This window comes from Sphingomonas sp. HITSZ_GF (genome assembly GCF_029543155.1).
Classification (GTDB): Bacteria; Pseudomonadota; Alphaproteobacteria; order Sphingomonadales; family Sphingomonadaceae; genus Sphingomonas.
The window spans coordinates 815,306-841,021 of sequence record NZ_JARQXA010000001.1 but is presented as its reverse complement, the minus strand read 5'-3'; the positions used below and the strand labels follow the sequence as shown (position 1 = coordinate 841,021).

The following is a 25,716-nucleotide window of genomic DNA, read 5'->3' as shown; positions in this document are numbered from 1 at the left end:
TCAGTAGGACTCCACCAGCACATCGGTATAAAGTTCGGAAGGATCGGGTTCGGGGGTCTGCTCGGCGAAATCGGCCGACTCGTTGACGATCTTGCGGATCTCCTGCTCGATCGCCTTCAGCTCGTCTTCCTTGACCTTCATGTCCTCGAGCTCGCGCTTCACCTGCTCGATCGGGTCCGACTTGTCGCGGACCGACTGGACCTCCTCGCGGCTGCGATACTTGGCGGGATCGGACATCGAGTGGCCGCGATAGCGATAGGTCTTCATCTCGAGGATGATCGGGCCCTTGCCCGCACGGACCCAGGCCAGCGCTTCCTCGGCGGCACCGCGGCAGGCGAGCACGTCCATGCCGTCCACCTGGATGCCCGGGATGCGGAAGCTCTCGCCGCGCTTGTAGAGCTGGTCTTCGGCCGAGGAGCGGTTGACCGAGGTGCCCATGGCATACTGGTTGTTCTCGATCACATAGATGATCGGGAGCTTCCACAGCTCGGCCATGTTGAACGACTCGTACACCTGGCCCTGGTTCGCGGCGCCGTCGCCGAAATAGGCCATGGCGACGCCGCCATCCTCGTTATACTTGTGCGCGAACGCCAGGCCGGTGCCGAGCGCGACCTGCGCGCCGACGATGCCGTGGCCGCCGTAGAACTTCTTCTCGGTCGAGAACATGTGCATCGAGCCGCCCTTGCCGCGGCTGATGCCCGCCGCGCGACCGGTCAGCTCGGCCATGATCACCTTGGGATCGATGCCGTACGCGAGCATGTGGCCATGGTCGCGGTAGCCGGTGATCACCGAATCCTTGCCGCCGTCGAGCGCAGACTGCAGGCCCACGGCGACCGCTTCCTGGCCGATATAGAGATGGCAGAAGCCGCCGATGAAGCCGAGGCCATAGAGCTGGCCGGCCTTCTCCTCGAAGCGGCGGATCAGCAGCATCTGCTTGTAGAATTCAAGCAGCTCTTCCTTCGAAGCGTCATAGCGCTTCGGCTCGTCGGGCCGCTCGCGGTTGGTCTTTGCGGGTTCAGTCGTTTTGCGTGCCGGTGCTTTGGCCACAGGAAATCCTCGTCCGGGGAGGGAGAAAGGCGGGTGCCTATAAGCGCGTTTTTGCCCGCCGCGCAACTAACGCGCGGATAGCGCGTGCCGTTCGCGTGCCGCTACGGCAATTGCAGTCTATGCAATCAGAAATGTAGTTTTTACACGCTGCGTTGCAGCAAACGCAATCAGCGCCCGGTGGGAGCCGGTGCGTGCTTGTCGAGCGGGATCACCACTTCGTCGGGGCGAACGACATTGAGCTGCTTGCGCGCCAGCTCATCGGCCAGATCGGGATCGACGCCGCGCTTCTGATCAAGCAGCTCGACGCGATTCTTGAGCGCGGCCCGCTTCTTGTCGAGCGCGGTATATTCGGTGCTCTTCTGCTCGTAATCCGCCTTGATCTGCTTGGTCGCCATCACCCCGGTAGGCCCCAGCACGGCGTTATAGACGAAGAAGCCGACCGCGATCAGCGTCAGCGCCGGCAGCCCCGCACGGCGAAGCAGCATCTGGAACGGAGAGGCGGTACGCGATCGCATGGCGGTGATTCTCGCTTAACCATGCGCATCGCGCAAGGCCCGTATTGGTGCGTAAGCTCCCCTCCCGCTGACGGGAGGGGAGCAACGCCTTACTTCTTGAGCACCGAGCGCCCGGCATAGACCGCGGCGTCGCCCAGCTCTTCCTCGATGCGGATCAGCTGGTTGTACTTGGCGAGCCGGTCCGAGCGGGCCAGCGAGCCGGTCTTGATCTGGCCGCAGTTGGTGGCGACCGCGAGATCCGCGATCGTGGCGTCCTCGGTCTCGCCCGAGCGGTGCGACATCACCGCGGTGTAGGACGAGCGCTGCGCCAGGCTCACGGCTTCCAGCGTCTCGGTCAGCGTGCCGATCTGGTTGACCTTCACCAGCAGCGAGTTGGCATAGCCGCCCTCGATGCCGCGCGCGAGGCGCTTCGGATTGGTCACGAACAGGTCGTCGCCCACCAGCTGGACCTTGCCACCCAGCTTCTCGGTCAGCGCCTTCCAGCCTTCCCAATCGTCCTCGGCCATGCCGTCCTCGATCGAGAAGATCGGGTACTTCGCCACCAGCCCGGCAAGGAAGTCGGCATTCTCCTGGCTCGAGAAGGTCTTGCCCTCGCCCACCATCTTGTAGGCGCCGTCCTTGAAATATTCGGTGGCGGCGCAGTCGAGCGCGAGCATCACGTCGTCGCCCGGCTTGTAGCCGGCGGCTTCGATCGAGCGCATGATGAAGTCCAGCGCCTCGGTGGTGCTGGCGATGTTCGGCGCGAAGCCGCCCTCGTCGCCCACGCCGGTGGCCAGGCCCTTCTCGTGCAGCTTCTTCTTGAGCGTGTGGAAGATCTCCGAACCGCAGCGCACCGCCTCGACGATGTTCTCGGCGCCCACCGGCACGATCATGAATTCCTGGAAGTCGATCGGGTTGTCGGCATGCTCGCCGCCATTGATGATGTTCATCATCGGCACCGGCAGCACATGCGCGTTGACGCCGCCGACATAGCGATACAGCGGCAGGCCGCGCGCGTCCGCGGCGGCCTTGGCGGCGGCAAGGCTCACGCCGAGGATGGCATTGGCACCCAGGCGGCCCTTGTTCTCGGTGCCGTCCAGCTCGATCATCGCGGCGTCGAGATCGGCCTGGTCCTCGGCCTCCATGCCGACGACTTCCTCGAAGATCTCGCCGTTCACGGCTTCGACCGCGCCGTCGACGCCCTTGCCGAGCCAGCGCGACTTGTCGCCGTCGCGCTTCTCGACCGCCTCGTGCGCGCCCGTCGAAGCGCCCGAGGGCACCGCGGCGCGGCCGAAGCTGCCGTCCTCGAGCATCACATCAACCTCAACAGTGGGGTTACCCCGGCTGTCGAGAATTTGGCGAGCATGGACGTCGATGATTGCGGTCACGAAACGGTCTCCCTAATTATGGGGTATGGAGGGCGCGACGCGGCCTCTAACGGCAACCGATGGAACTCGCAAACGTGGCCGTGGTTGTTTCGCAAAAGGCATGGAGGGTTTTGAGCATGGCTGACGAAACGATCGAAGGGGTTGCGGAGACCACGGCTGAGAGCGCCAAGCGCTCGGCGGCCGATACGATCCGCGAAAAGGCAGGCGAAATCGGCACCGAGGCAGCGGATCGCGCGCGCGCCTTCGCCGCCGACGGCAAGGAAAAGGCCACCGGCGCGCTCGACGAGGTCGCCAAGATGATGCAGTCGGCGGCGCTCGACGTCGATGCGCGGCTGGGCGAGCAGTACGGCAAGTACGCACGCACCGCGGCGGACGGCATCTCGAACTTCGCCGAGAGCCTGCGCGGCAAGGATGTCGACGATCTGATTGACGACGTCACCAAGTTCGTCCGCAAGAGCCCGGCGGTCGCCGTCGGCGTGGCGGCGGGCCTGGGCTTCGTGCTGGCGCGGCTGATCAAGTCGGGCGTGGATGCCGCGGCCGACGCGGCGGACACCGACAAGGCGTAAGGAGCGAAACGGGGGGTGGACGAACCGCAGCAGCCCGATCAGCCGGACGAGAAGAGCATCGGCGAGCTGCTCCAGCAGCTCGTCGAGAATGGCCGCGCCTATGCGGATGCCGAGATCGGCTATTACCGCACACTGTTCCGCTCCAAGCTGCGCGATGCGCGGGCGATGCTGTGGATGGGCGCGGTGGCGATGGCCCTGGCGCTCGCGGCGGCGGTGGCGCTGGTCGTCGGCCTGGTGCTCACTCTCGCGCCGATTGTCGGCCCCGGTTTCGCCACGCTGATCGTCGTCAGCGTGTTCCTCGCGATCGCCGGCTTGCTGGGCTGGCTCGCCTGGACGCACGTGAAGCGCATCTTCAAGGAAAAGCCGTGAGCGAGAACCCGCACGACGTCGAGGCCGCGAAAGCGCGGATCGCGGCGGCCCGGGCGCAGCTGTTCGGCACGCTCGGCCAGGTCCAGGAGCGGCTGAGCCCGTCCAACCTGGCGCAGGACGCGGTGGAAAGCGCGGCGCAGGGCGTTGCCACCGTTGCGCGCAAGGGCGCCGAAGCGGTGCGCAGCCGTCCCCTCGCCGCCGCCGGGGTGGTCGCCACCATCGGCCTCGTCATGGCGCGGGGCTGGATCGGCGACATCATCGCCAGGCGGCATGAAACTCGCGACCCGGCCACGGGTTTGAAGCGTAAAGGCAAGAAAGGATCCTCGTGATGAGCACCAACCCCGCAAAAGAGCAGAGCGAGAGCCTGACCGAGAACCCCTATGTGCTGGTCGCCGGCGGCGTGGCGCTGGGGGTGCTGATCGGCATGCTGGTTCCGCGCAGCAGCAAGGAGCGCGAGCTGCTCCAGGGCACGGGCCGCCAGCTCGCCGACAAGGTGACCGGCACCGTCCAGGCAGTGAAGGACGCCGGCAAGGCGGAGATCGATGCGCTGCTGCCCAGCCGCGACGATGCCAAGGAACGGGTGAGTGCTTTGTTCGGCAATCTCGTCGATGCAGCCAAGGGTGCGTCGCAAAAGGCTTGAGGCGAGCCGCCTGCCCCGTCTAGGGCCTCTATAAAACCAGAACGTGTTTTCGGAGGCCCAATGAGCAAATTGCATCTCGTCTTCGGCGGTCGCGTGACCGATCCGATGACGCTCGATTTCGTCGATCCGTCCAAGCTCGACGTCGTCGGCATCTTCCCCGACTATGCCGCGGCGGAGAATGCCTGGCGCAGCGCCGCGCAGCGCACCGTTGACGATGCCGAGATGCGCTACGTGGTGGTGCACCTGCACCGCCTGCTCGAGCCCGATCTGGAAGGCTGACAGCAAATGGTGACGGAGGCGACGGGCATCCTGCCCCGCCTCCGTCCGCCCAGGTCGCCGGCAAGACCGGCTTCATCTCAAAAATCTCGCCCTCCCTTCCGCGCGCGTACCTGCTCGCCTCGATTCCGTTTCAATCGAGCAAGGGGTTTTCGGGATGGCCTTCAGGAAGAACGTGGCGCGCGGCGCCAGGGTTTCGCTCGCAGCGATCGCGGTGGCTTGCACCTTTGCGGTGCCTGTAGCGGCACAGACGGCAAAGACCCAGGGCAAGGATCAGCCGGACGTCGCCGGCACGGAGAAATATGTCAGCCCGTCCACGATCGGCTATGTCACGCTTCGCAACTGGGCCGCACGCGTAGAGAGCGCAGCCTATACCGACAGCGGATATGTGTCCGTCACCATATCCTTTCGCAACGTCACCAAGGCACCGATTATCATCCCGCTCGATTTCAAGGCGGAGTTGCTAACAAGCGCTGGCCAGAAATTCGATACTCCGGGCGTGAGCGGTTCCCAGGGCGGCTATGTTGCGCCCGGCAACAGCCAGCAAATGACCTTCAAGTTCCAGGTCGGCCTGGGCGCGCAAGGACAAGTCAAGTCGATCGCGCTCATCGAACGAGTCCCCGTCCCGCTTTCCAAGACCAAGATCGACGCGCCGAAACAGGAACTTGCCGTGCCGCCAAGGGGGCGGAGCGAGCCCGTCGTCAAGGCGGTCACCAATCCGGCCGATCTGGAATATGCCAGGAAGATCGCTGGCACCTATCTCACCAACAGCGGCACGCTGCTGACGGTCAGCATCGACGGCGCGAAGATCACCGGCAAGGCGGTCAGCAACGATGCCGGCCGACAGGCGCGGGAACAGCTCGAACTGACCTATATCGGCCGCCACAGCCATTATGTGGACACCACTGGCAACTGGCGCGAGGAAAAGGCCGGCAAGGTCGAATGGAAGGAGGTCTCGATGACCTTTTCCCTTGCTGCCGGAGACACCTTCTCCGCGTTCCTGCGCAACAAGCTCGCGACTGACGGACAGGTCTCCTACACCGGCAAGCGCGTGCCCGATCCGCAGCCGCAGCAGCCTTCGGGCGGAGGGGCGCAGCCCGTTGCAGGCGTGGGCGGCGCATCAGGCGTCTTCAAAAAGGCCGGCCCCTTCGAGTTGCGCATGGACGCCGCCGGCCGGCGCAGTCCCACCGGCCAGTACGAAATCGCCATGACCGCACGCAACAAGGGCGCCCGCCTGGCGCTGCAGCACTTCGACATCGAATATTACGCCGTCGGATCGACCGGCATAGAATATAAGTGGGTCAAGAACTTCTATGGCCAGTCGGGCGACGACAAGCTCGAGCATACTGTCTGGATGGAGAATGGCGAGCAGGCGGCCGTCACCTTCGCCTTCCCCGCTGTACCCAAGGGCGTGATGCCGCAGAAAATGCGGGTTCGCGACATGATGAGCGGCGATCTGCTGGGCGAGTTCAACCTCGCCGGGCTGCCGGTTGAACGACCTGATCCGAATGCTGCGCCGACCGGAGACTTGAGCGGCACCCTGCCCGGCACTGCCGTGAAGCTCGAACATTACGACGCTACGCTCCACCAGCTCATGCGCGACGCCTATGGCAATTGGGAAGCCGAGGTCAGCTTCACCAATACCAGCGGCAAGGAGATCACCCTGTCGGCGGGAGACATGAACTTCACGATCTTCGCCGGCGACAACAGCACGCGCTATGCCGCCCGCAGCTTCTTCCAGGCACGCAACACGCCGCGCCGCGGCATTCCGGATACGTTGCGCCTCGCGCCCGGCAAGACCCAGTATATCCGGCTTTGGATCCCGCAATCGGCCAATGTCACGCCGGTGCGCTACAAGTTCCAGGAATATGGTGGCGCCGAAAAGGGTGGCAGCCTGCCGGCAACTTTCCTCAACAAGCCGAACTGATCGTCACTGGCGCAGGGCTCAGGCCTTGCGCCAGTGCCACATCAAAAGCGGCCTGGCTGCCGCCAGCCCAGCCAGAAACCCGCCGATCGGCGCCGCAGCGCCCCATGCCAGTACATCCCAGATCGTTCGCTGCGCCGATGTCGGCACCAGCAATGCGCCGATCACGCTGATCGCCGCCCAGGCGACAGCGAGCCATGCGACGTGAACGGTTCGGGCGGAGAACGGTCCAATCGGCGGGTTGCGCGGTTTCCCGTAAAGCAGCGAGTAGGCTCCGATCACCGCCGAGAGCGCGCCACTCATCCCCAGCAGCGGCATGATCGCGCCGGGCGCGACCAGGAAATAGGTCGCCGCCGACGCCGTCGCGCCGATCACATAGAGCAGCAGGAATTGCGGCCAGCCGATTGCCTGCTCGGTCTTTTGTCCAGTGATGACCAGCATCAGGGCGTTGAAAAAAATCTGCAACGCGCTGCCGTGCACGAACAGCGTCGAGAACGGAGTCAGCAATGCCGGCACTGCCCAGACGCCCGGTGCGAACAACTCGGTCTGCAGGCGTGCAGGTATGAACCCGCCGAGCACAGCTGCTTCAGGCAGATAGCCGCTGATCAGGATCAAGGCGCTGACAAGCGCCGTGACCGCGGCGATCGTGATGGTCGCGGGGGATTCGCGAAACGTCACGCTCAGATGAATTCGATTTTGGACACCAGATAATAGCGGTCGCCGGCGGGCACCGAGACCTCGACTTCCTCGTCCACCTTGCGCCCGATCAGCGCGCGGCCGATCGGCGAGTTGTACGAGATGCGGCCACGGCTGGCATCCGCCTCGGTCTCGCCCACGATCTGGTACTTGAGCGGCTTGTCGTCCTCGTCGAGCAGCGTCACCGTCGCGCCGAACACCACCTTGTCGCCCGAAAGCTCCTTCGGATCGATGATCTGGGCGCGGCTCAGCTTGCCTTCGATATCGGCAATGGTGGCCTCGTTCTGGCCCTGCTGCTCCTTGGCGGCATGATATTCGGCGTTTTCCGAGAGATCGCCATGTGCGCGCGCCTCCTCGATCGCATCCACGATCAGCGGGCGCTCGATTTTCAGGCGCTTCAGCTCCGCGGTCAGCTTCTCATAGCCTTCCTGAAGCATCGGCATCTTATCGACCGTCGCCATCCACCAAGTCCTTCAAAACGCCCCGTTCCACAAGCGCCCCAGGATGGAGACGCCCGCACATGGATACTGATTGGGGGAGATCAATTGTGCGAACGCGAATAATAAGCCTGCCAATGCCGCACTGCAAGGCTAGGAAAGTTACGCGGCCGGTAAATCAGCTCTTATCGTCATCCTCGCGAAAGCGGGGACCCATCTCCTGCGAGATCCACAAAACGCATAGGTGCGATGCGGTGCACGCTCTGGAGGTGGGGCCCGCTTTCGCGGGCGCGACGGATTTGGCTATCCGCGCGAGGCGTAGAAGTCCTGCAGCGGCTTCACCGTGAGGCTGTGCTTCGACAGCGCCTCGATCGCCCGCGCCGCCGCCACGCCAGCCTGGGCGGTGGTGAAGTTCGGGATCTTGAGGTTGAGCGCCGAACGGCGGATGTCCGACGAGTCCTTGAGCGACTGCCAACCTTCGGTGGTGTTGAAGATGATCGCGATATCGCCGTCGAGGATGCGATCGACGATATGCGGGCGGCCCTGCGCCACCTTGTTTACTCGCTCCACCGCGATGCCGTGGGATTCCAGATAATCGGCGGTGCCGCCCGTCGCGACGATCGTGAAGCCCAGCGATGCCATCAGCTGCACGCCCGGCAGGATCACCGGCTTGTCGGTATCCTTGACGCTGACGAACAGCCGGCCCGAGCTGGGTAGCACCGTCCCCGCCCCCAGCTGCGCCTTGGCGAAGCCGGTCGCGAAATCCTGGTCGATGCCCATCACTTCGCCGGTCGACTTCATTTCCGGGCTCAGCACCGGATCGACGCCCGGGAACTTGTTGAACGGGAACACCGCTTCCTTGACCGCGATATAATCGATGTCGCGATCGATCTTCGGCAGATCGGCCAGCTTCTCGCCCGCCATCACGCGGCTGGCGATCTTGGCGACCGGAATGCCGATCGCCTTGGCGACGAATGGCACGGTGCGCGAGGCACGCGGGTTCACCTCGATCAGATAGACCTGGCCGTCCTTCACCGCGAACTGGATGTTCATCAGGCCCTTGACCTTGAGCGCGCGCGCCAGCGCCTCGGTCTGGCGCTCGATCTCGGCGATGATCTCGGCCGGCAGGCTGTACGGCGGGATCGAGCAGGCGCTGTCGCCCGAATGGACACCGGCTTCCTCGATATGCTGGAGCACACCCGCGACGACGACATCGGTGCCGTCGGCGATCGCGTCCACGTCCACCTCGACCGCGTCGCGCAGATACTGGTCGATCAGCACCGGGCTGTCGCCAGACACCTGCACCGCGGTCTGGATGTAATCATCGAGCTGCTGGGTGGAGTCGACGATCTCCATCGCGCGGCCGCCGAGCACATAGCTGGGGCGCATCAGCACCGGATAGCCGATCCGCTCGGCGATCTTCACCGCTTCGTCGCGGGTGCGGGCCAGGCCATTGGCCGGCTGCTTGAGGCCCAGCTTCTCGACCAGGTCGGCGAAGCGCTCGCGGTCCTCGGCCAGGTCGATCGCGTCGGGCGAGGTGCCGAGGATCGGGATGCCGGCATCTTCCAGCGCCTTGGCAAGGTTGAGCGGGGTCTGGCCGCCGAACTGGACAATCACGCCCATCAGCTCGCCCTTCGACTGCTCGATGTGCAGGATCTCCAGCACGTCCTCGGCGGTCAGCGGCTCGAAATAGAGGCGGTCGGACGTATCATAGTCGGTGCTCACCGTCTCCGGGTTGCAGTTGACCATGATCGTCTCATAGCCCGCGTCCGCCAGCGCGAAGCAGGCATGGCAGCAGCAATAGTCGAACTCGATGCCCTGGCCGATGCGGTTCGGGCCGCCGCCGAGGATCACGACCTTCCTGCGGTCGCTCGGCGCTGCCTCGTTCTCGGGCTCGCCGAAGCTCGGTGCCTCATAGGTCGAGTACATGTACGGCGTCTTCGCCTCGAACTCGGCCGCGCAGGTGTCGATCCGCTTGAACACCGGGCGCACGCCCAGCTTGTGGCGGTGCGCGCGCACGTCATTCTCGGTCACGCCGCCGGTCATCGCCTTGACGACTTCGCCGATCAGACCCGAGCTCTTCGCCATGGCATCGCTGCCTTCGCGCAGGTTCGCCGACTTGAGCGCGAGGAAGGCCAGGCGCTTGTCGCTGAAGCCCATCGCCTTCAGGCGACGCATGCCCTGCGCGTCCTGCGGCAGGCCCTTTTCCATCACTTCGGCCTCCGCCGCGATGATCTCGGCCAGGCGCTCCACGAACCACGGGTCGTACTGGCCGATCGCGCAGACCTCGCGCACGGTGAAGCCCTCACGCAGCGCCTGCGCTGCGATCAGCAGCCGGTCGGGCGAGCGCACGGCCAGCGCCGCTTCGATCTCGTCGCGCGGCGCGCCGGCCAGCTTGTCGACATTGTTGAAGCCGCTCAGCCCGGTTTCGAGCCCGCGCAGTGCCTTCTGCATCGATTCGTGGATGTTGCGGCCGATCGCCATCACTTCGCCGACCGACTTCATCGCGGTGCCGAGCGTCGCCTCGGCGCCCTTGAACTTCTCGAAGGCGAAGCGCGGGATCTTGGTGACGACGTAGTCGATCGTCGGCTCAAAGCTCGCCGGCGTCGCGCCGGTGATGTCGTTGTCGATCTCGTCAAGCGTATAGCCCACCGCAAGCTTGGCCGCGACCTTGGCGATCGGGAAGCCGGTGGCCTTGGAAGCCAGCGCCGACGAACGCGACACGCGCGGGTTCATCTCGATGACGATCAGGCGGCCGTCCTTCGGATTCACTGCGAACTGCACGTTAGAACCGCCGGTTTCCACGCCGATTTCCCGGAGCACCGCGATCGATGCATTGCGCATGATCTGGTATTCCTTGTCGGTCAGCGTCAGCGCCGGCGCGACGGTGATCGAGTCACCGGTGTGCGTGCCCATCGCATCGACATTCTCGATGCTGCACACGATGATGGCGTTGTCCTTGCGATCGCGGACAACCTCCATCTCATATTCCTTCCAACCAAGGAGCGACTCCTCGATCAGCACCTCGGTCGTCGGCGACAGGTCGAGGCCCGTCCGCACGATCGCGAGGAATTCCTCGCGATTATAGGCGATGCCGCCGCCCGAGCCGCCCATGGTGAAGCTGGGGCGGATGATCGCCGGCAGGCCGACATGCTCGAGCCCGGCCAGCGCCTCGGCCTCGCTATGCGCGATCGCCGAGCGGGCGCTTTCGAGCCCGATCTTGGTCATCGCGTCCTTGAACTTCAGCCGGTCCTCGGCCTTGTCGATCGCCTCGGCATCGGCACCGATCATGATGCAGCCGAACTTCTCCAGCGTGCCGTCATTGGCGAGCGCCAGCGCGGTGTTGAGCGCGGTCTGGCCGCCCATCGTCGGCAGCACCGCATCGGGGCGCTCCTTCTCGATGATCTTGGCGACGATCGCCGGCGTGATCGGCTCGACATAGGTCGCGTCGGCCAGCTCGGGATCGGTCATGATCGTCGCCGGGTTCGAATTGACCAGGACGATGCGATAGCCCTCTTCCTTGAGCGCCTTGATCGCCTGCGTGCCCGAATAATCGAACTCGCAAGCCTGGCCGATCACGATCGGACCAGCGCCGATGACGAGGATGGAGGAGATGTCGGTGCGCTTGGGCATTAATTCTGATCCGTCTGAGATTTAAGCACCGACCCGTTCTCGACTAGAAAATCCCAAGTTGGCTGCGGGAGAGTGGCATGAAAATGGCGGCTGGTCGTTTCCGTGATCAGAAACCGGTGCCTACCAAGCAAGAATTCCTTGAATAAAGCACCAAGTTCACTCACCCCCAAATCGGAGTAAATTATAAAAAGCCCAACAAACGGGTGCGTCCAAGATTCGATACCTCGAGCATTGTTGACAAACGCTGTGAATCTATCTTCTTCGTTTTGATTTTCAAACGCTTGGTAGCAGACTAAGAATTGCTTACTCATTTTCTCTATTACCCCCAATGGAGGCCTCGATTAACTTAGATCCCGCCGCCGGGATTTGATCTGGCGTGTATCCTTGATTTTGGGGTAGCTGCGCTAGATAAGCTCGCTGAATCCGATAATCTTCCGTCTGGAGACGATCCGGGTCGCGCTCGGTCCAGTGGGCATAGTAGCGCAACGTCATTCCTAGCGGCACAAGTGCTATGATCAGCAACACTGTCCCTAACGGCCAGTTGTACATGAATGACGCCGCAGCGCTCGGAAAGGTAATGGCATTGAGCCAGAGCAGTGGTGTAAGGATATTTTTCCGCGGATAATCGCCTGTCGAACGATCGATTCTCATACCATCATCCCCACGAACCGCTCGAACAGATACAGGCTGTCCTGCGGCCCCGGGCTGGCCTCGGGGTGATATTGCACGCTGAACGCCGGGCGATCGGTCAACTCGATGCCCGCGTTCGAGCCGTCGAACAGCGACACATGCGTCTCGCGGGCATTCTCCGGGAGCGTCTCGCGCTCGACCGCGAAGCCGTGGTTCATGCTGGTGATCTCCACCGCGCCGTCTTCCAGCCGCTTGACCGGGTGGTTGGCGCCGCGATGGCCCTGGAACATCTTGGTGGTCTCGGCACCCACGGCGAGGCCCAGCAGCTGGTGGCCAAGGCAGATGCCGAACAGCGGCTTGCCCGTCTCGAGCAGCTGGCGGATCACCGGCACGGCATATTCGCCGGTTGCGGCGGGATCGCCCGGGCCGTTCGACAGGAAGAAGCCGTCCGGGTTGAACGCCATGATCTGTTCATAGGTCGCCGCAGCCGGCAGCACCGTCACCTTGGCGCCGGCGGCGACCAGGTTGCGGAAGATGTTGCGCTTCGAGCCGTAATCGATCGCGACGACATGCGGTGCTTCGACAGGCTCAGCATGCACGGGGGACTCCCCAGCCTGTCCTGAGCTTGTCGAAGGATCATAGCCGAAGCCCAGCCGCCAGACGCCGCCTTCCCAGCCATAATGCGTCTCGACCGTGACATTGATCGCCAGGTCCATGCCCTCCAGGCCCGGCCAGGCGCGCGCCATCTCGAGCAGCAGGGGAATGTCGAACTTGCCCTCGGCCGAATGCGCGATCACGCCGTTGGGCGCGCCGGCCAGGCGGATGCGGCGAGTCAGCGCGCGGGTGTCGATGCCCGACAGGCCGATGCGGGCATGCTTCTTCATCCAGGCATCGAGATGCTCGGTAGAGCGGAAGTTGCTCGGCTCGGTGACGTCCTCGCGCACGATCATGCCCAGCGCATGGGGATCGTCCGCCTCGATATCGTCGGGGTTCGCACCCACATTGCCGATATGCGGGAAGGTGAAGTTGATGATCTGACCGGCAAAGCTCGGGTCGGTCATGATCTCCTGATAGCCGGTCATCGCGGTGTGGAAGCACACTTCGCCGACCGCCTGGCCCTCGGCGCCAAAGCCACGGCCCCAGATCACGTCCCCCGACGCCAAAACCAGAACACCGGTAGCTCCGGCAGGCATGGGCGTAGGCGTGGCGTCGGCCATTGAGGGGTGGCTCTCCATTTGAGGTGCAGCAATGTCGCTAAGTGCCGCCCGCTAGACCCCTACCCCCCTCGCGTCAACCGGTTCGCGGGTCTATGCGGGGTCAAATTCCGATTCACGAGAGATGAAATGATCCGAGACGATATCAAGGCCGCCCAGATCACCGCCATGAAGGCCGGCGACAAGGAAGCGCGCGGCGCGATCAGCCTGATCCAGAGCGCGATCAAGAACCGCGACATCGAGGAGCGCACCAGGTCGGTCCAGATGGACGACGACGCGCTGGTGATCGAAGTGCTCCAGAAGATGGTCAAGCAGCGCCGCGAATCGATCGAGATGTTCGAAAAGGGCGGACGCCAGGAGCTGGCCGACGCCGAGAAGGCCGAAGTCGCGGTGATCGAACGCTTCCTCCCCGCCCAGATGAGCGACGCCGAGACCAGCGCCGCGATCGAGGCGATCAAGGCGGAGCTCGGCGCGAGCGGCATGAAGGACATGGGTCGCGTGATGGCGGAGCTGAAGGCACGCCACGCGACGACGCTCGACATGAGCAAGGCAAGCGGGCTGGTGAAGGCGGCGCTGTCGTAAGGGGCTGCGCTAAACTCCCCCTCCCTTCCAAGGGAGGGGGTTGGGGGGTGGGTGAGTGTTCACGCAAAGCAAGCTGTGGATGCAGGCACGAGCGAAGGAACTTCGCCAGAACCCCACGCCCATGGAAGAAAAGCTCTGGCAACGGCTCAGAGCCTCTCAGCTGGAAGGCATCAAGTTCCGCTTCCAGCATGTGATCGAACCGTGCATCGTAGATTTCTGCTGCGCGACCATCGGTTTGGTGGTCGAGATCGACGGCGATACCCACAACCCGGATGCCGATCGGGATCGCGATATCGGCTTGGGACAACTCGGCTACACAGTGCTCCGCTTCACCAATCATGAGGTCGCGACCAACATCGACGGCGTGCTGGAGACGATAGCTTCTCGGGCGCGAGGACTGTCGATGCGACAGTGGAATCGAGGGCTCACCCTCCCCCCAACCCCCTCCCTTGGAAGGGAGGGGGAGTAGGTGTCCCTCACCCCCGCCTTTCTCGACGAACTCCGCGCGCGCACGCTGCTGTCCGGGCTGATCGCCAAGACGACCAAGCTGCAAAAGGCCGGGCGGGAATTCCGCGCCTGCTGCCCCTTCCATAACGAGAAGACCCCGAGCTTCTACGTCAACGACGACAAGGGCTTCTATCACTGCTTCGGCTGCGGCGCGCATGGCGATGCGATCCGCTGGATGACCGACCAGCGCGGCCTGCCCTTCATCGATGCGGTGAAGGAGCTGGTCCAGGCCGCCGGCATGGAGATGCCCGAGCAGGACAGGCGCAGCGCCGAGAAGGCCGAGCGCGCCAAGGGCCTGCACGAGGCGATGGAGGATGCCGCAAAGTTCTTCATCGACAAGCTGAACGGCATCGAAGGCGCAGAAGCGCGCGCGGTGCTCAAGAAGCGCGGGATCAGCGACGAGACCGCCCGGGCCTTCGGAATGGGCTTCTCCCCCGATTCGCGCGGCAAGCTCAAGGAAGCGCTCAAGAGCTACGGCGATCCGATGCTGGTCGAGGCCGGGCTGCTGATCTCGGTCGAGAAGAAGGACCCGTACGACCGCTTCCGCGGCCGCCTGATGATCCCGATCCGCGACGTCCGCGGCCGCACGATCGCGTTCGGCGGGCGCATCATCGGCGAGGGCGAGCCCAAATATCTCAACTCCCCCGAGACGCCGCTCTTCGACAAGGGCCGCACGCTCTACAATCTAGATCGCGCCCAGGCCGCCGCGCGCAAGACCGGGCGGATCATCGCGGTCGAAGGCTATATGGACGTGATCGCGCTCGCCCAGGCCGGCTTTAGCGAGGCGGTAGCGCCGCTCGGCACTGCGATGACCGAGCATCAGCTCGAGCGGCTGTGGCGGATCGCCGACATCCCCTTGCTCTGCTTCGACGGCGATTCGGCGGGTCAGAAGGCCGCGCTGCGTGCCGCGCACCGTGCCATGCCGATGCTCGAACCGGGTCGCAGCCTCGCCTTCGTCACCCTGCCCGACGGGCTCGATCCCGACGATCTCGTCCGCGCGCAGGGACCCCAGGCGTTCGAGGCGCTGCTCGGCAAGGCGCGGCCACTGGTCGATCTGCTCTGGGACAGTGAAGTCGCCGCAGAACCGCTCGACACGCCGGAGCAACGTGCTGGCCTCAAGCGCCGCCTGGGCGAGCTCGCCGGCGCGATCGGCGATGCCAATGTGAAGCACGAATATCTCGCCGAGTTCCGCGCGCGCACCGACACGCATTTCGGCCGCGGCCAGCGCAATTTCGAGAGCCCCCCCCAGCGCGGTGGCGCCGCGCCGATCGCCCGCGGCAAGCGCGACAAGCGTGGCAACTGGCTCCCGCCCGAGCCGCCGCTCACCCAGCAGACCCGTTCGCTCCAGGCCGGCGGGCTCGATCCGATCCTCGCCAAGGCGGTGCTGGCCGGCCTGATCCGCCATCCGGCGGAGATCGCCCGCCATATGGAGGTGCTCGGCAGCCTGCGCGGCGCCTCGGGTGCGCTCGGCAAGCTGTTCGAAGCAGTGGTCGATGTCGCGCTGGAGGATCGCCAGCTTGATCAGGGCAAAGTCCTCACCATATTGGCGCGGTCCGGTTTCGATCAGATGGCGAGCGAGCTGCTCCGGGCCGATACCCTGCCCTTCTCCTTCACCCGGCCTCAGGCCGAGGAAAAGAAGGCACGCGAAGACCTGAACGAGGCGATCGCAGTGATGGTGGCGCGGCCCGCGGTGGACGCGGCATTGGCAGAGGCAACGGCTGCGATGCTCGAGCGTTTCGACGATGCGGCGTTCGCCCGGCAAACGGCTCTGCTCCGGCAGAGACAAGAGCTGGAAACACGTCTCGCGAATCTGATGCTTGCAGACGACGAGAATTTAGAAGATTAGGGCGGCGTATAATTGCCGCCATCCAAGTTTCGAGGATTTGAATGGCCAAGGCGAACATGGCGGACGTCACCGAGGGCAATGAGGCGGGTGACGCGCCGCTGATCGATCTGAACGAAGGTTCGATCAAGAAGCTCGTCGCGCGGGCGAAGAAGCGCGGCTACATCACCGTCGATCAGCTCAACGAGATGCTGCCGCAGGACCAGATGTCCTCGGAGCAGATCGAGGACGTGATGGCGGCGCTCAACGACATGGGCGTCAACGTCGTCGAGAACGAGGAAGCCGGCGAGGACGCCGAGCCCGAGGACGACAGCCAGGACGAGGCTGATTCGAACGAGAGCGGCGACGATTCGGCGCCGGCCTTCGAGACCAAGAAGAAGGAAACCGTCGACCGGACCGACGATCCGGTGCGCATGTACCTGCGCGAGATGGGCGCCGTCGAGCTCCTGTCGCGCGAAGGCGAGATCGCGATCGCGAAGCGCATAGAGGCTGGCCGCGACACGATGATCCTCGGCCTGTGCGAATCGCCGATCACCTTCAACGCGATCATCGGCTGGTCGAACGCGCTCAACGAAGGCACGATGCAGCTGCGCGAGATCCTCGATCTCGATGCCATGCTTTCCAAGGGTCCGTCGGCCGAGCAAGTCGAAGGCGCCGAGGACGATAATGGCGAGATCAGCGAGGCTGCCGCCGGCCCCTCCTACAAGGAGGAAGAGGAAGTCGAGGAAGTCCAGGAGGAAGAGGACGAGGACTCGATGACCGAGCGCCGCACGCCGCGGCAGTCGGACGATGAGGAAGAGGACAATACCCTCAGCCTCGCCCAGATGGAGGAGACGCTCAAGCCGCAGGCGCTCGAGAAGTTCGCCAACATCACTTCGATCTACAAGAAATTCTCGAAGATGCAGCTCCAGCGCCTCGATGCGATGGCTGCCGGCGGCGAGCTCGCCGCTTCGGAAGAGAAGAAGTACCAGAAGCTGCGCGAGGAGCTGACCGCCGAAGTCGAGTCGGTCCAGTTCCACCAGCAGAAGATCGAATATCTCGTCGACCAGCTCTACAGCTTCAACCGGCGCCTCACCGCGCTGGGCGGCCAGATGCTGCGCCTTGCAGAGCGCCACAAGGTCAGCCGCAAAGACTTCCTCGATCGCTATGTCGATCACGAGCTCGACGAGCAGTGGCTGCAGTCGGTGCAGGGCCTCGACAAGAAGTGGGCGGCGTTCGCGGCCAACGAAGCTTCGGCGGTGGATCGCATCCGCGTCGAGATCGCCGAGATCGCCCAGTCGACCGGCATGGCGCTCGGCGAGTTCCGCCGCATCGTCAACATGGTGCAGAAGGGCGAGCGCGAGGCGCGTATCGCGAAGAAGGAGATGGTCGAGGCCAATCTCCGCCTCGTGATCTCGATCGCCAAGAAATACACCAATCGCGGCCTGCAGTTCCTGGACCTCATCCAAGAAGGCAATATCGGCCTGATGAAGGCGGTCGATAAGTTCGAATATCGCCGTGGCTACAAGTTCTCGACCTACGCCACCTGGTGGATCCGCCAGGCGATCACGCGCTCGATCGCCGATCAGGCGCGCACGATCCGCATCCCGGTCCACATGATCGAGACGATCAACAAGCTGGTGCGCACCAGCCGCCAGTTCCTCCACGAGCAGGGTCGCGAGCCCACGCCCGAGGAAATGGCCGAGCGCCTGAGCATGCCGCTCGAGAAGGTGCGCAAGGTGATGAAGATCGCCAAGGAGCCGATCTCGCTCGAAACGCCGATCGGCGACGAGGAAGACAGCCACCTGGGCGACTTCATCGAGGACAAGAACGCCGTGATCCCGGTCGACGCCGCGATCCAGGCGAACCTGAAGGAAACGGTCACCCGCGTCCTCGCCTCGCTCACCCCGCGCGAGGAGCGCGTGCTGCGCATGCGCTTCGGTATCGGCATGAACACCGATCACACGCTCGAGGAAGTCGGCCAGCAGTTCTCGGTCACCCGCGAGCGCATCCGTCAGATCGAGGCCAAGGCGCTGCGCAAGCTCAAGCACCCGAGCCGCAGCCGCAAGATGCGGTCATTTTTGGACCAGTAAGAGCGTCCTTAGTCGCGTGAAAGCCAGGCGCCCCTCCTTCAATCCGCGAAGGAGGGGGTCCTGCAGCTCTTCCTGCGCGGCGAAGGCCGCCTCCGTCAGCCAGCTTATGGCTTGATCGATATCCGCCGGCTTGGGAATGTCCGCAGCATCGAGTTCGCGCTGATGTCCGGACAAAATGCCCGTGGCGCGCTGATCGGGCTTCGCCCGCCAACCTAGGTCGATGACTGCGCGACGCCCTTTCGCATAGGTTCCGCTCGCGTCGCCGGCCAGGCGCTTGAACACACTCCCCAGGCCGGCACATGACATCTTCGCCTGTTCGAACGTCAGCTCGACCGGCAACAGGTCCGAGAGCGAGATCGCGGCAAGCCAGGCATCCATCACCGATCCCTGCCTACCCCCCAGATTGCCTGCGCACGCGCTCCATTCGTAGAAATAGCCGCGGACGACCATCTCCTTGTCGACGGTGTTCTTCAGGGTCGGCAGCTTTTTCTTGAGGAGGTCGAACGCCTCTTGCGAGTACCCGGCAGAGCGCAAGGCATGGGCCAGGGCACTGATGACTCCCGTCCATTTCGGCATTGCGACGACGGCCGCCTCGGCAGCGGCAATCGCGATCTCGTCGCGCAGGTCGGCGGAGAGCCCCTGCGGCAAATCCCGCTTCAGGCGCGAGCCGGCGAGAATGATCTGCGAGAAGGTGTCTCCGATCTTCTCGTCCTCCGCAGACCTGACCGTCGCATCGATCAGTTGCGGCCATATCGCCCGCAAATCCGCGCCGAGACGGTTCGCCGCGACCATGATCGCATCGGCGACATGTTTGTGCCGGGTCCGCGCATGGCCCCGTATCTCAGCGGCTCCCAACTCTCGGCCCAGCGGCGCCATGACCGCTCCGGAGACGCGATAGGGCGGTACGCCGCACAACAAGGCCAGCACGCGAACGTTCAGCCCGATCATCCCCGTTGCGTGGCAGCAAGCGATATACAGCAACGCATCGAGCAGCGTGCCTGTGCCGCCTTCGATCGACCTCCCCTTGAGAAACTCGAGCAGCGGCATGAGGTGATCGACAAGTCCCGTCGCGCCAAAGCGCGTGTCCAGAAGCCCGCCGAAGAATGACCCCTGCTCCGCCTGCCCGCTTTGCGCGCCAATCGCGTCCATGAACCTGCGGATGCGGGCATCGCGCGTTCCGATGCCGCTCAGCGCGCGCAATCCATCCTCGCCTTGCGCCGCCCAAGCGTCGACGATCAGGCCGATATCCTTCTCGCCAAGCGAAGATAATGTCAGATCGTCCAGCCGATTGACCCGGGTCGACCAAGGCTTGCTCTCGCCGCCCTTCAGGCGCCAATCGGTGTCGCGCGCAGCAAGCAGGAAGAAGATGTTGCTCCGCCCCTGTGCATGGAGCTTGCCGACGGCCTGCCATAGGTCGTCAAGATATTCCTCCGCATCATCGAGGACGATCAGCCAGTTTTTGGCTGGGTCGAGTTGCACAAGGATTTCGGCGTTCAATCCGGCATCCGATGCCGGGCAATATAGCGCCGACCAATCGCCGGCCGATACCGCAGCCACGGCGGCCTGCAACAACGTCGTCGATTTTCCTTCGCCACTCGCAGCACGAACAAGCTGCAGCGCGCACCCCCCGTTCAGGCTGCCCTTCAGGCGCGACAAGAGCGTTTCTGCCTTGCTGAGCCGAGGGATAAGCGGGCTCGCCGCATGCCGCAGCGTCGGCAGCGCTCCGTCGAAAAACCGCAATGCTTCCGCCGTGCGCAAGGGCGTCTCGGTTTCGAGTGTCTTCCGCGTTACGATTTGCCATCCGGGCATCGGCGATTCGACAACGCCCGCCGCCACGTCCTCAAGTGCGTCGCCTCCCAGTTCGTCGAAGAAGCTGTGGCAATCGACGCCTCGGAAAAACGCAATCTTGCCCTGGGCGATCCCCGCTGCGAACTTCTCGAACAGGCGTTGATTTTGCGCGACGGCCCGCGCCTCATCCTGTTCGTAGAAGCACCAGGAAACGGTGCCGTTGAAAGCCGGGTCGCTCAAGCAATTCGCGATCGCGGTCGTGAAAATATCGTCCCAGCCGCTATACGCCATCACGACCAAATGGACGTTGTCCAGATGCCGCTGCAGCGATTGTTGAAGCTGTGGACGCTTCGCCAGCAATTGCTGTGGCCGGTGCAATGTCGCCGAATCGCGCCAATAGCCATGCAGATGGAATACATCGATCTCGCTGGTGCGCATCTTGACGGGAATCGAGATCGATCCTTCCAGGGGGATCCCCACGGTATTGACCTTGAATCCGCGATTTTCGAGCGCGAGCGAAATCATCGGGTCGAAATTGGTGGTGAATATCGGGCCCGGAAAACGGTGCGGAGCGAGCTGCATCACCCGGGCCAGACCATGCTGCGCGCGCGTGATCTCCCACTCATCGGGGATCAGGTTGCATTCGTCGAAGGGCGGCGCGGATGGCTTGCGTGCACGAAGAACAGCCTCCTGAACGACGTCCGTCGCTGCCCGAGCGTCGAGCAGGTCGTAGAGAAAGCTCATCGCGGCCTGGTATTGATCGGGGCCGGCAATGGACGTCACCTGCTCGTCGAATTCTCGCAGAAGCGCGGTTCCGCTTTCCTCAACGCGCGCACGCGCGATACCTACGAAACCGTCGATTCCCGGAACGCCAGCACCTCGATCCAATGAAAACGGCGCGCCCAGAAGAAAACTCACCGGTTGTCGTGAATTATCTTCCCGGCCCAGCTTTAACCGCAAATATTTCGCTTCTCTGATCTCGACGGTCATGACCTGGTTAGTGCCCGAAACCCCACCTCGATGCCAAGTACCCCGTCGACGGGCGCGGCGCGCATCGAGCCCCACTGTATCTTCAACAGCGCGAAGAAAGGCGAGCGCGGCACTGGTCGCAAAGAAGGAGGCGTTCGCGGCCCTGCTCCGCCGCCTTTTCATTTGGCGGTCGGTGCCAAATAGTAACAATGGCAACCAACCAGTCTTGTCTCGCGGTGTCAGTCGATCGCCTGACCACGCGACAAGCGGCGCCAGAATGCAGGGGAATCGCCGCTTCGAAACGGCATTTCCGCCAAACGAAACCCGTTCCGGCGTTCGTCAGGGACTATCCGGATAGTTACGGATACTGCTGCAAGGCCAGCGGACTTGCTTCGGGTGCATTTTCATATTTTGGTCGGAACGGCACCGGAACGCAGGGTTTATCCACAGTAAATTCGCGATTTACCTAGTCTTTACGTGCTTCGGTATATCCCGGGGTTGCAAACTCTGCCCGCTGACACGGGGTCAGCAGGAGATGTGGGGGCTTATGCCGTTTGATTCCGTACAAGTTGCGCGATTGGGCGGTGCCTGGGGCTCGATGGGGGCGCTCATCGCGTCCGATGGCAGCGCCAACCATCCCTATCTCCAGCGGCTCGCCCGCAACGACGAGCCGCTGCGCGATCTATCCGACGCGGCCCACCATCTCTGCCTGCTCCACGGCCGCCATCCCGGCGTGATCGACTTCGCGCTGGGCCATGCCCGGCTCGGCATCGAGCGCGACTGGCTTGAGGCCGCCGCCGACGCCTTCGTGATCGAGCGCGCCTTCCTGGTCCGCATCGTCGCCGCTGCCGGCCCGCTGCCGAGCACGCCGGGCCATGCCGAGACCGAGGCCGCCACCGCGGCGCAGCGCCATGCCATCGACATGCTCGCCCAATCCGATCGCGCCGGCTGCGCGACCGGCGCCGCGATAGCGCTGGCGATGGACTGGGTAGTGATCCGCGGCGCGCTAGACGCCGCCGCCGAGCGCCTGAACCTCGCCGCCCCCTCCTCGCAGCTGCCGCTGGCCGAGGAGACGGTGACCGTGGTCGACACGCTGGTTCGCGAGGGCATGCTCGAGCGCGCGATGCTGTTCGGCGCGCAGCAGCTCTTCGCCCAGCATCGCGGCCTGTGGGACCTGCTCGAGGCCCGCGCCTCGGCCCGCGACAAGCACTAGGCTTGCATCGCACCGCCGCAGCCCTCTAAGCCGTGGCCATGCGCTTCGAAGGCACCCAAAGCTATGTCGCCACCGACGACCTGAAGGTCGCGGTCAACGCCGCCGTCACGCTGCGGCGCCCCCTGCTCGTCAAGGGCGAACCGGGCACGGGCAAGACCGTGCTCGCCTATGAGATCGCCAAGGCAGTCGACGCGCCGCTGATCGAGTGGAACGTCAAGTCGACCACCAAGGCGCATCAGGGCCTGTACGAATATGACGCTGTCGCCCGTCTCCGCGACGGCCAGCTCGGCGACGAGCGCGTCCACGACATCGCCAACTATATCCGCAAGGGCAAGCTGTGGGAGGCGTTCACTGCGCCCAGGCTGCCGGTGCTGCTGATCGACGAGATCGACAAGGCCGATATCGAGTTCCCCAACGATCTGCTCCAGGAGCTCGATCGGATGGAATTCCATGTCTATGAGACGCAGGAAACCGTCCGTGCCGCCGAGCGCCCGATCGTGGTGATCACGTCGAACAACGAGAAGGATCTTCCCGACGCATTCCTGCGCCGCTGCTTCTTCCACTATATCAAGTTCCCGGATCGCGAGACGATGCAGGCGATCGTCGATGTCCACTTCCCCGGCATCCAGAAGCTGCTGGTTTCGAAGGCGATGGATATCTTCTACGAGATCCGCGAGGTCCCCGGCCTGAAGAAGAAGCCCAGCACCTCCGAGCTGCTCGACTGGCTCAAGCTGCTGCTCCACGAGGACATGCCGCTCGAAGTGCTGCAGAACAAGGACCCGACCAAGGCGATCCCGCCGCTCCACGGCGCGCTGCTCAAGAACGAGCAGGACGTGATGCTGTTCGAGCGGCTCGCCTTCATGGCCCGGCGGCGGCAGGGCAAGGGCTGATGCCATACACCGGCAGCTGCGCCTGCGGGGCAGTCACCGCCCAAGTCAGCGGAGAGCCGGTCGCGGTGCGCCAATGCTGGTGCCGCCAGTGCCAGCGCCTCGCAGCAGGCTCGCCGACCACCAATGCGATGTTCGCGACCAGCGACGTGAGCTTGGCCGGCACGCTCGCGCGCAACAGCTATGTCGCAGCGAGCGGCAACACGCTCACCCAGAGCTTCTGCGCGGCCTGCGGCACCCCGGTCATGGGCGAAAGCTCGGCCCGCCCGCAGTTCCGCACGCTGCGCATCGGTTTCCTCGACAATGCCGGCGGCCTGAGGCCAACGGTGGCGATCTGGACCGACGAAGCACCGGCCTGGGCGCAGTTCGATCCGGCGATGGAGACGCACCCGCGCCAGCCTCCGGCACCTGCGCCCAAGACCTGATCGCTCGGAACAGGGTTAACCACTCTTAAACCAGTCCGGGATACTCTTCGCTCGGGGGGGACCTTGTAAGGGTCTCCGAGTATGCGTTCCCGTGTTGCGTTCCCTGTGCTGCTTGCCGCTGCGCTCTTCGCCGCAGCGCCTGCCGGCGCACAATCGCTCCTCGAATATGTCGGCCAGTGCGTTCCTTTCGCGCGCCAGGCCTCGGGCATCCAGATCTATGGCGACGCCTGGACCTGGTGGGACCAGGCCAAGGGCCGCTACCAGCGCGGTCAGGTGCCCAGGGTCGGCGCCGTCCTCGCCTTCTCCAAGAGCTCGCAGTTGCGCCTCGGCCATGTCGCGGTGGTCAGCCGGATCGTCGAGAAGCGCGTGCTGATGATCACCCATGCCAACTGGTCGCGCTTCAACGGCGAACGTGGCCATGCCGAGCAGGACGTGACGCTGTTCGACGTCTCCGAGCGCGGCGACTGGAGCCTGGTCAAGGTCTGGTACCGCGACCGCAAGGGCCTGGGCAGCTCGATCTACCCGGCGCACGGCTTCATCTACGGCACGCCCGATCGCGATGCCCCGGCCACCGTCCGCAAGGCCCGTCCTTCCGCCGAGCTGACCGCGCGCCAGCCCGATTATGTCGGCTCGCTGATCGATGCCTATGTAACGCGGTGAGTTGAGCTTGCCGCCGCAGTGACGGCAAGGCATCAAGCATCGCATGTCTGGGGAGGATCTGGGCGCGAATCGGCGCTGGTGGTGGGCGGTCTATGCGATCGCCCTGGCAGGGCTGGCGCTGCGCTTCGTCTGTTCGCTGGGCGATCTCTGGTTCGACGAGGCCTGGTCCGCGGCGCAGGCACGCGACGCGCTGACGCCGATCGGCGTGTTCACCGGGATCAACCACGACAACAACCACCATATCAATTCGCTGTGGATGCAGCTGGTCGGCTATGGCGCCTGGCCGCCGCTGGTCCGCCTGCTCTCGATCTTGTGCAGCACCGCGGCGATCCTGGTCGCCGCGAAGATCGCCGAGCCGCGCGGGCGGATCACGATGGTGGTCACCGCCCTGCTCTTCGCCTTCTCGCCAATGCTGGTGACGATGGGATCGGAAGCGCGCGGCTATGCCGGCATGTCGCTGGCGATGCTGGTGGCGATCCTGTTCATCGACCGCTGGCTCGCCGGTGACCTCGCCTGGCGCCGCCCGACCACCTTCGCGCTGTGCTTCTTCCTCGGCGCCTTCTCGCAGCTCACCATGATCTTCGCCGCCGTCGCGCTGGTCGGCTGGCCCTTCTTCGTGCTGTGGAAGCGGAACGGTTTCCAGGCGGCGGTGATCGAGACCTTCCGGACCTTCATCGTGCCGGTGCTGGTGATCGCCGGCGTGCTCGGCTTCGTGCTGCTGGCCGGCCAGCTCGCCGGCACCGGCTTCCGCTTCGGCCGCTACGATCCGTTCGACCTGATGATGTATCTGAACGGCACCACCACTGCGATCGGCTACACGATCGGGGTGCCGTGGAAGGACATCTGGCCGATCGTGCTGGTGCTGGTGCTGCTCGTCCTCGCCCCGCGCGCCGGCGCGTCGCGCATGGCGCTCTACCGGCTCGCCATCTTCGGCTTCCCCTTCATGCTCGCGGTGCTGCACGCCGGCAATGTCGGCCATGCCCGCTACTATATGCCCGCGCTGCTGCCGCTGCTGCTGATGCTCGGCGAGATGATCGGCTTCGGGCTGGAAAAGGCCGACTGGCGGCGGATCGTCGCCGGCATCGGCCTGGCGGTGATGCTCGCCGGCAGCCTGTGGTGCGACGATGTGCTCGCCACCGACCAGCGCGGCGATCCGGGCGGCCCGGTGCGCGAGATGATGGCGCGTGCGCCCGAAGGCACCCGGATGCTGCTCGACCGCGATACCGGAGAAGCCGCCACCGACGTCGCCGCCGCGCGCCGCCGCTACAAGCTCGACATCATCCTGGGCCGCTGCGATCCGCAGGCGCGCTTCCTGCTGGTCGATCGCTTCCTGGGCGAGCCCTTCCCGCAGAAGGTCGATCGCTGCGGCATGCATTTCGCGCTGATCGCGCAGCACCGGATGCGCAGCCTGTCAGGCACCAACTGGAACCTGTACGAGCGCCGGCCCTGATCCTAA

General features: G+C 64.4%; 24 protein-coding genes. 15 read left to right on the top strand and 9 right to left on the bottom strand.

Annotated elements, in window-relative coordinates; genetic code table 11:
- The 3 genes from pdhA to eno form a co-directional block, all read right to left on the bottom strand.
- Nucleotides 1–1,047, bottom strand: a complete 1,047-nt coding sequence (pdhA, locus tag P6144_RS04125; RefSeq protein ID WP_277766437.1) for a pyruvate dehydrogenase (acetyl-transferring) E1 component subunit alpha — start codon at nucleotides 1,045–1,047, stop codon at nucleotides 1–3.
- Between the two features lie 167 nt (nucleotides 1,048–1,214).
- Nucleotides 1,215–1,562, bottom strand: a complete 348-nt coding sequence (locus P6144_RS04120; RefSeq protein WP_277766436.1) for a septum formation initiator family protein — start codon at nucleotides 1,560–1,562, stop codon at nucleotides 1,215–1,217.
- Between the two features lie 89 nt (nucleotides 1,563–1,651).
- Nucleotides 1,652–2,929 carry a phosphopyruvate hydratase gene (gene eno, locus P6144_RS04115; protein WP_277766435.1) on the bottom strand — a complete coding sequence of 426 codons (1,278 nt, stop codon included), beginning with the start codon at nucleotides 2,927–2,929 and terminating at the stop codon, nucleotides 1,652–1,654.
- Between the two features lie 116 nt (nucleotides 2,930–3,045).
- On the opposite strand from eno, the gene P6144_RS04110 reads away from it, so the two are divergent.
- The 6 genes from P6144_RS04110 (at nucleotide 3,046) to P6144_RS04085 (ending at nucleotide 6,707) form a co-directional block, all read left to right on the top strand.
- Nucleotides 3,046–3,495: a hypothetical protein gene (locus P6144_RS04110; RefSeq protein ID WP_277766434.1), complete on the top strand. Its 450-nt coding sequence runs from the start codon at nucleotides 3,046–3,048 to the stop codon at nucleotides 3,493–3,495.
- Between the two features lie 15 nt (nucleotides 3,496–3,510).
- On the top strand, nucleotides 3,511–3,864 hold the full coding sequence (locus P6144_RS04105; RefSeq protein WP_277766433.1) for a phage holin family protein: 354 nt from the start codon (nucleotides 3,511–3,513) through the stop codon (nucleotides 3,862–3,864).
- Nucleotides 3,861–4,193, top strand: coding sequence for a DUF3618 domain-containing protein (locus P6144_RS04100; protein WP_277766432.1), 333 nt, complete (start codon nucleotides 3,861–3,863; stop codon nucleotides 4,191–4,193). Before P6144_RS04105 ends, P6144_RS04100 begins: the two co-directional genes overlap by 4 nt.
- A complete protein-coding gene (locus tag P6144_RS04095; protein WP_277766431.1) occupies nucleotides 4,193–4,504 on the top strand; it encodes a hypothetical protein in 312 nt (103 codons plus the stop codon). The genes P6144_RS04100 and P6144_RS04095 overlap by 1 nt, the downstream gene beginning before the upstream one ends.
- Before the next feature lie 60 nt (nucleotides 4,505–4,564).
- A complete protein-coding gene (locus P6144_RS04090) occupies nucleotides 4,565–4,783 on the top strand; it encodes a DUF4170 domain-containing protein (protein ID WP_277766430.1) in 219 nt (72 codons plus the stop codon).
- Nucleotides 4,784–4,937: 154 nt separating this feature from the next.
- Nucleotides 4,938–6,707 (top strand): hypothetical protein, encoded by a 1,770-nt coding sequence (locus P6144_RS04085; RefSeq protein ID WP_277766429.1) that lies wholly within the window; start codon nucleotides 4,938–4,940, stop codon nucleotides 6,705–6,707.
- A gap of 18 nt (nucleotides 6,708–6,725) precedes the next feature.
- Here the strand turns inward: P6144_RS04085 and P6144_RS04080 are convergent, their stop codons facing one another.
- The 5 genes from P6144_RS04080 to carA form a co-directional block, all read right to left on the bottom strand.
- Nucleotides 6,726–7,382: a rhomboid family intramembrane serine protease gene (locus tag P6144_RS04080; protein ID WP_277766428.1), complete on the bottom strand. Its 657-nt coding sequence runs from the start codon at nucleotides 7,380–7,382 to the stop codon at nucleotides 6,726–6,728.
- A gap of 2 nt (nucleotides 7,383–7,384) precedes the next feature.
- Nucleotides 7,385–7,861 (bottom strand): transcription elongation factor GreA, encoded by a 477-nt coding sequence (gene greA, locus P6144_RS04075; protein ID WP_277766427.1) that lies wholly within the window; start codon nucleotides 7,859–7,861, stop codon nucleotides 7,385–7,387.
- 279 nt (nucleotides 7,862–8,140) lie between these two features.
- Nucleotides 8,141–11,470 carry a carbamoyl-phosphate synthase large subunit gene (gene carB, locus P6144_RS04070; RefSeq protein WP_277766426.1) on the bottom strand — a complete coding sequence of 1,110 codons (3,330 nt, stop codon included), beginning with the start codon at nucleotides 11,468–11,470 and terminating at the stop codon, nucleotides 8,141–8,143.
- Between the two features lie 303 nt (nucleotides 11,471–11,773).
- Nucleotides 11,774–12,121 (bottom strand): hypothetical protein, encoded by a 348-nt coding sequence (locus P6144_RS04065; RefSeq protein WP_277766425.1) that lies wholly within the window; start codon nucleotides 12,119–12,121, stop codon nucleotides 11,774–11,776.
- Nucleotides 12,118–13,317, bottom strand: coding sequence for a glutamine-hydrolyzing carbamoyl-phosphate synthase small subunit (gene carA / locus P6144_RS04060; protein WP_277766424.1), 1,200 nt, complete (start codon nucleotides 13,315–13,317; stop codon nucleotides 12,118–12,120). The genes P6144_RS04065 and carA overlap by 4 nt, the downstream gene beginning before the upstream one ends.
- Before the next feature lie 126 nt (nucleotides 13,318–13,443).
- On the opposite strand from carA, the gene P6144_RS04055 reads away from it, so the two are divergent.
- The 4 genes from P6144_RS04055 to rpoD are packed head-to-tail and all read left to right on the top strand — an operon-like array spanning nucleotide 13,444 to nucleotide 18,318.
- A complete protein-coding gene (locus P6144_RS04055; RefSeq protein ID WP_277766423.1) occupies nucleotides 13,444–13,896 on the top strand; it encodes a GatB/YqeY domain-containing protein in 453 nt (150 codons plus the stop codon).
- A gap of 55 nt (nucleotides 13,897–13,951) precedes the next feature.
- A complete protein-coding gene (locus tag P6144_RS04050) occupies nucleotides 13,952–14,365 on the top strand; it encodes a DUF559 domain-containing protein (protein WP_277766422.1) in 414 nt (137 codons plus the stop codon).
- Nucleotides 14,366–16,249, top strand: a complete 1,884-nt coding sequence (dnaG, locus tag P6144_RS04045; RefSeq protein WP_277766421.1) for a DNA primase — start codon at nucleotides 14,366–14,368, stop codon at nucleotides 16,247–16,249.
- A gap of 41 nt (nucleotides 16,250–16,290) precedes the next feature.
- Nucleotides 16,291–18,318, top strand: coding sequence for an RNA polymerase sigma factor RpoD (gene rpoD, locus P6144_RS04040; RefSeq protein WP_277766420.1), 2,028 nt, complete (start codon nucleotides 16,291–16,293; stop codon nucleotides 18,316–18,318).
- Here rpoD and P6144_RS04035 read toward each other — a convergent pair.
- Nucleotides 18,301–21,096: an SIR2 family protein gene (locus tag P6144_RS04035; protein WP_277766419.1), complete on the bottom strand. Its 2,796-nt coding sequence runs from the start codon at nucleotides 21,094–21,096 to the stop codon at nucleotides 18,301–18,303. The two genes, rpoD and P6144_RS04035, sit on opposite strands and share 18 nt — an antisense overlap.
- A gap of 577 nt (nucleotides 21,097–21,673) precedes the next feature.
- On the opposite strand from P6144_RS04035, the gene P6144_RS04030 reads away from it, so the two are divergent.
- The 5 genes from P6144_RS04030 (at nucleotide 21,674) to P6144_RS04010 (ending at nucleotide 25,710) form a co-directional block, all read left to right on the top strand.
- Nucleotides 21,674–22,288: a hypothetical protein gene (locus P6144_RS04030; RefSeq protein ID WP_277766418.1), complete on the top strand. Its 615-nt coding sequence runs from the start codon at nucleotides 21,674–21,676 to the stop codon at nucleotides 22,286–22,288.
- Between the two features lie 38 nt (nucleotides 22,289–22,326).
- Nucleotides 22,327–23,178 (top strand): MoxR family ATPase, encoded by an 852-nt coding sequence (locus P6144_RS04025; RefSeq protein WP_277766417.1) that lies wholly within the window; start codon nucleotides 22,327–22,329, stop codon nucleotides 23,176–23,178.
- Complete coding sequence (locus P6144_RS04020) at nucleotides 23,178–23,600, top strand: GFA family protein (protein ID WP_277766416.1); 423 nt, start codon at nucleotides 23,178–23,180, stop codon at nucleotides 23,598–23,600. The genes P6144_RS04025 and P6144_RS04020 overlap by 1 nt, the downstream gene beginning before the upstream one ends.
- Nucleotides 23,601–23,681: 81 nt before the next feature.
- A complete protein-coding gene (locus P6144_RS04015; RefSeq protein ID WP_277766415.1) occupies nucleotides 23,682–24,260 on the top strand; it encodes a CHAP domain-containing protein in 579 nt (192 codons plus the stop codon).
- A gap of 43 nt (nucleotides 24,261–24,303) precedes the next feature.
- The gene (locus tag P6144_RS04010; protein ID WP_277766414.1) at nucleotides 24,304–25,710 is read left to right on the top strand and encodes a hypothetical protein; all 1,407 of its coding nucleotides are present in this window, start codon (nucleotides 24,304–24,306) and stop codon (nucleotides 25,708–25,710) included.
- The last annotated feature ends 6 nt before the right edge of the window (nucleotides 25,711–25,716 follow it).

Bases quoted from the DNA above. Each gene is read 5' to 3' on its own strand.
- P6144_RS04065 (WP_277766425.1), bottom strand. From the start codon at position 12,121: ATGAGAATCGATCGTTCGACAGGCGATTATCCGCGGAAAAATATCCTT.
- P6144_RS04030 (WP_277766418.1), top strand. From the start codon at position 21,674: ATGGGGGCGCTCATCGCGTCCGATGGCAGCGCCAACCATCCCTATCTC.
- P6144_RS04095 (WP_277766431.1), top strand. From the start codon at position 4,193: ATGAGCACCAACCCCGCAAAAGAGCAGAGCGAGAGCCTGACCGAGAAC.
- P6144_RS04085 (WP_277766429.1), top strand. From the start codon at position 4,938: ATGGCCTTCAGGAAGAACGTGGCGCGCGGCGCCAGGGTTTCGCTCGCA.
- P6144_RS04110 (WP_277766434.1), top strand. From the start codon at position 3,046: ATGGCTGACGAAACGATCGAAGGGGTTGCGGAGACCACGGCTGAGAGC.
- P6144_RS04025 (WP_277766417.1), top strand. From the start codon at position 22,327: ATGCGCTTCGAAGGCACCCAAAGCTATGTCGCCACCGACGACCTGAAG.
- carA (WP_277766424.1), bottom strand. From the start codon at position 13,317: ATGGCCGACGCCACGCCTACGCCCATGCCTGCCGGAGCTACCGGTGTT.
- greA (WP_277766427.1), bottom strand. From the start codon at position 7,861: ATGGCGACGGTCGATAAGATGCCGATGCTTCAGGAAGGCTATGAGAAG.
- carB (WP_277766426.1), bottom strand. From the start codon at position 11,470: ATGCCCAAGCGCACCGACATCTCCTCCATCCTCGTCATCGGCGCTGGT.
- rpoD (WP_277766420.1), top strand. From the start codon at position 16,291: ATGGCCAAGGCGAACATGGCGGACGTCACCGAGGGCAATGAGGCGGGT.
- P6144_RS04010 (WP_277766414.1), top strand. From the start codon at position 24,304: ATGTCTGGGGAGGATCTGGGCGCGAATCGGCGCTGGTGGTGGGCGGTC.
- P6144_RS04090 (WP_277766430.1), top strand. From the start codon at position 4,565: ATGAGCAAATTGCATCTCGTCTTCGGCGGTCGCGTGACCGATCCGATG.
- P6144_RS04120 (WP_277766436.1), bottom strand. From the start codon at position 1,562: ATGCGATCGCGTACCGCCTCTCCGTTCCAGATGCTGCTTCGCCGTGCG.
- P6144_RS04055 (WP_277766423.1), top strand. From the start codon at position 13,444: ATGATCCGAGACGATATCAAGGCCGCCCAGATCACCGCCATGAAGGCC.
- P6144_RS04015 (WP_277766415.1), top strand. From the start codon at position 23,682: ATGCGTTCCCGTGTTGCGTTCCCTGTGCTGCTTGCCGCTGCGCTCTTC.
- P6144_RS04020 (WP_277766416.1), top strand. From the start codon at position 23,178: ATGCCATACACCGGCAGCTGCGCCTGCGGGGCAGTCACCGCCCAAGTC.
- P6144_RS04035 (WP_277766419.1), bottom strand. From the start codon at position 21,096: ATGACCGTCGAGATCAGAGAAGCGAAATATTTGCGGTTAAAGCTGGGC.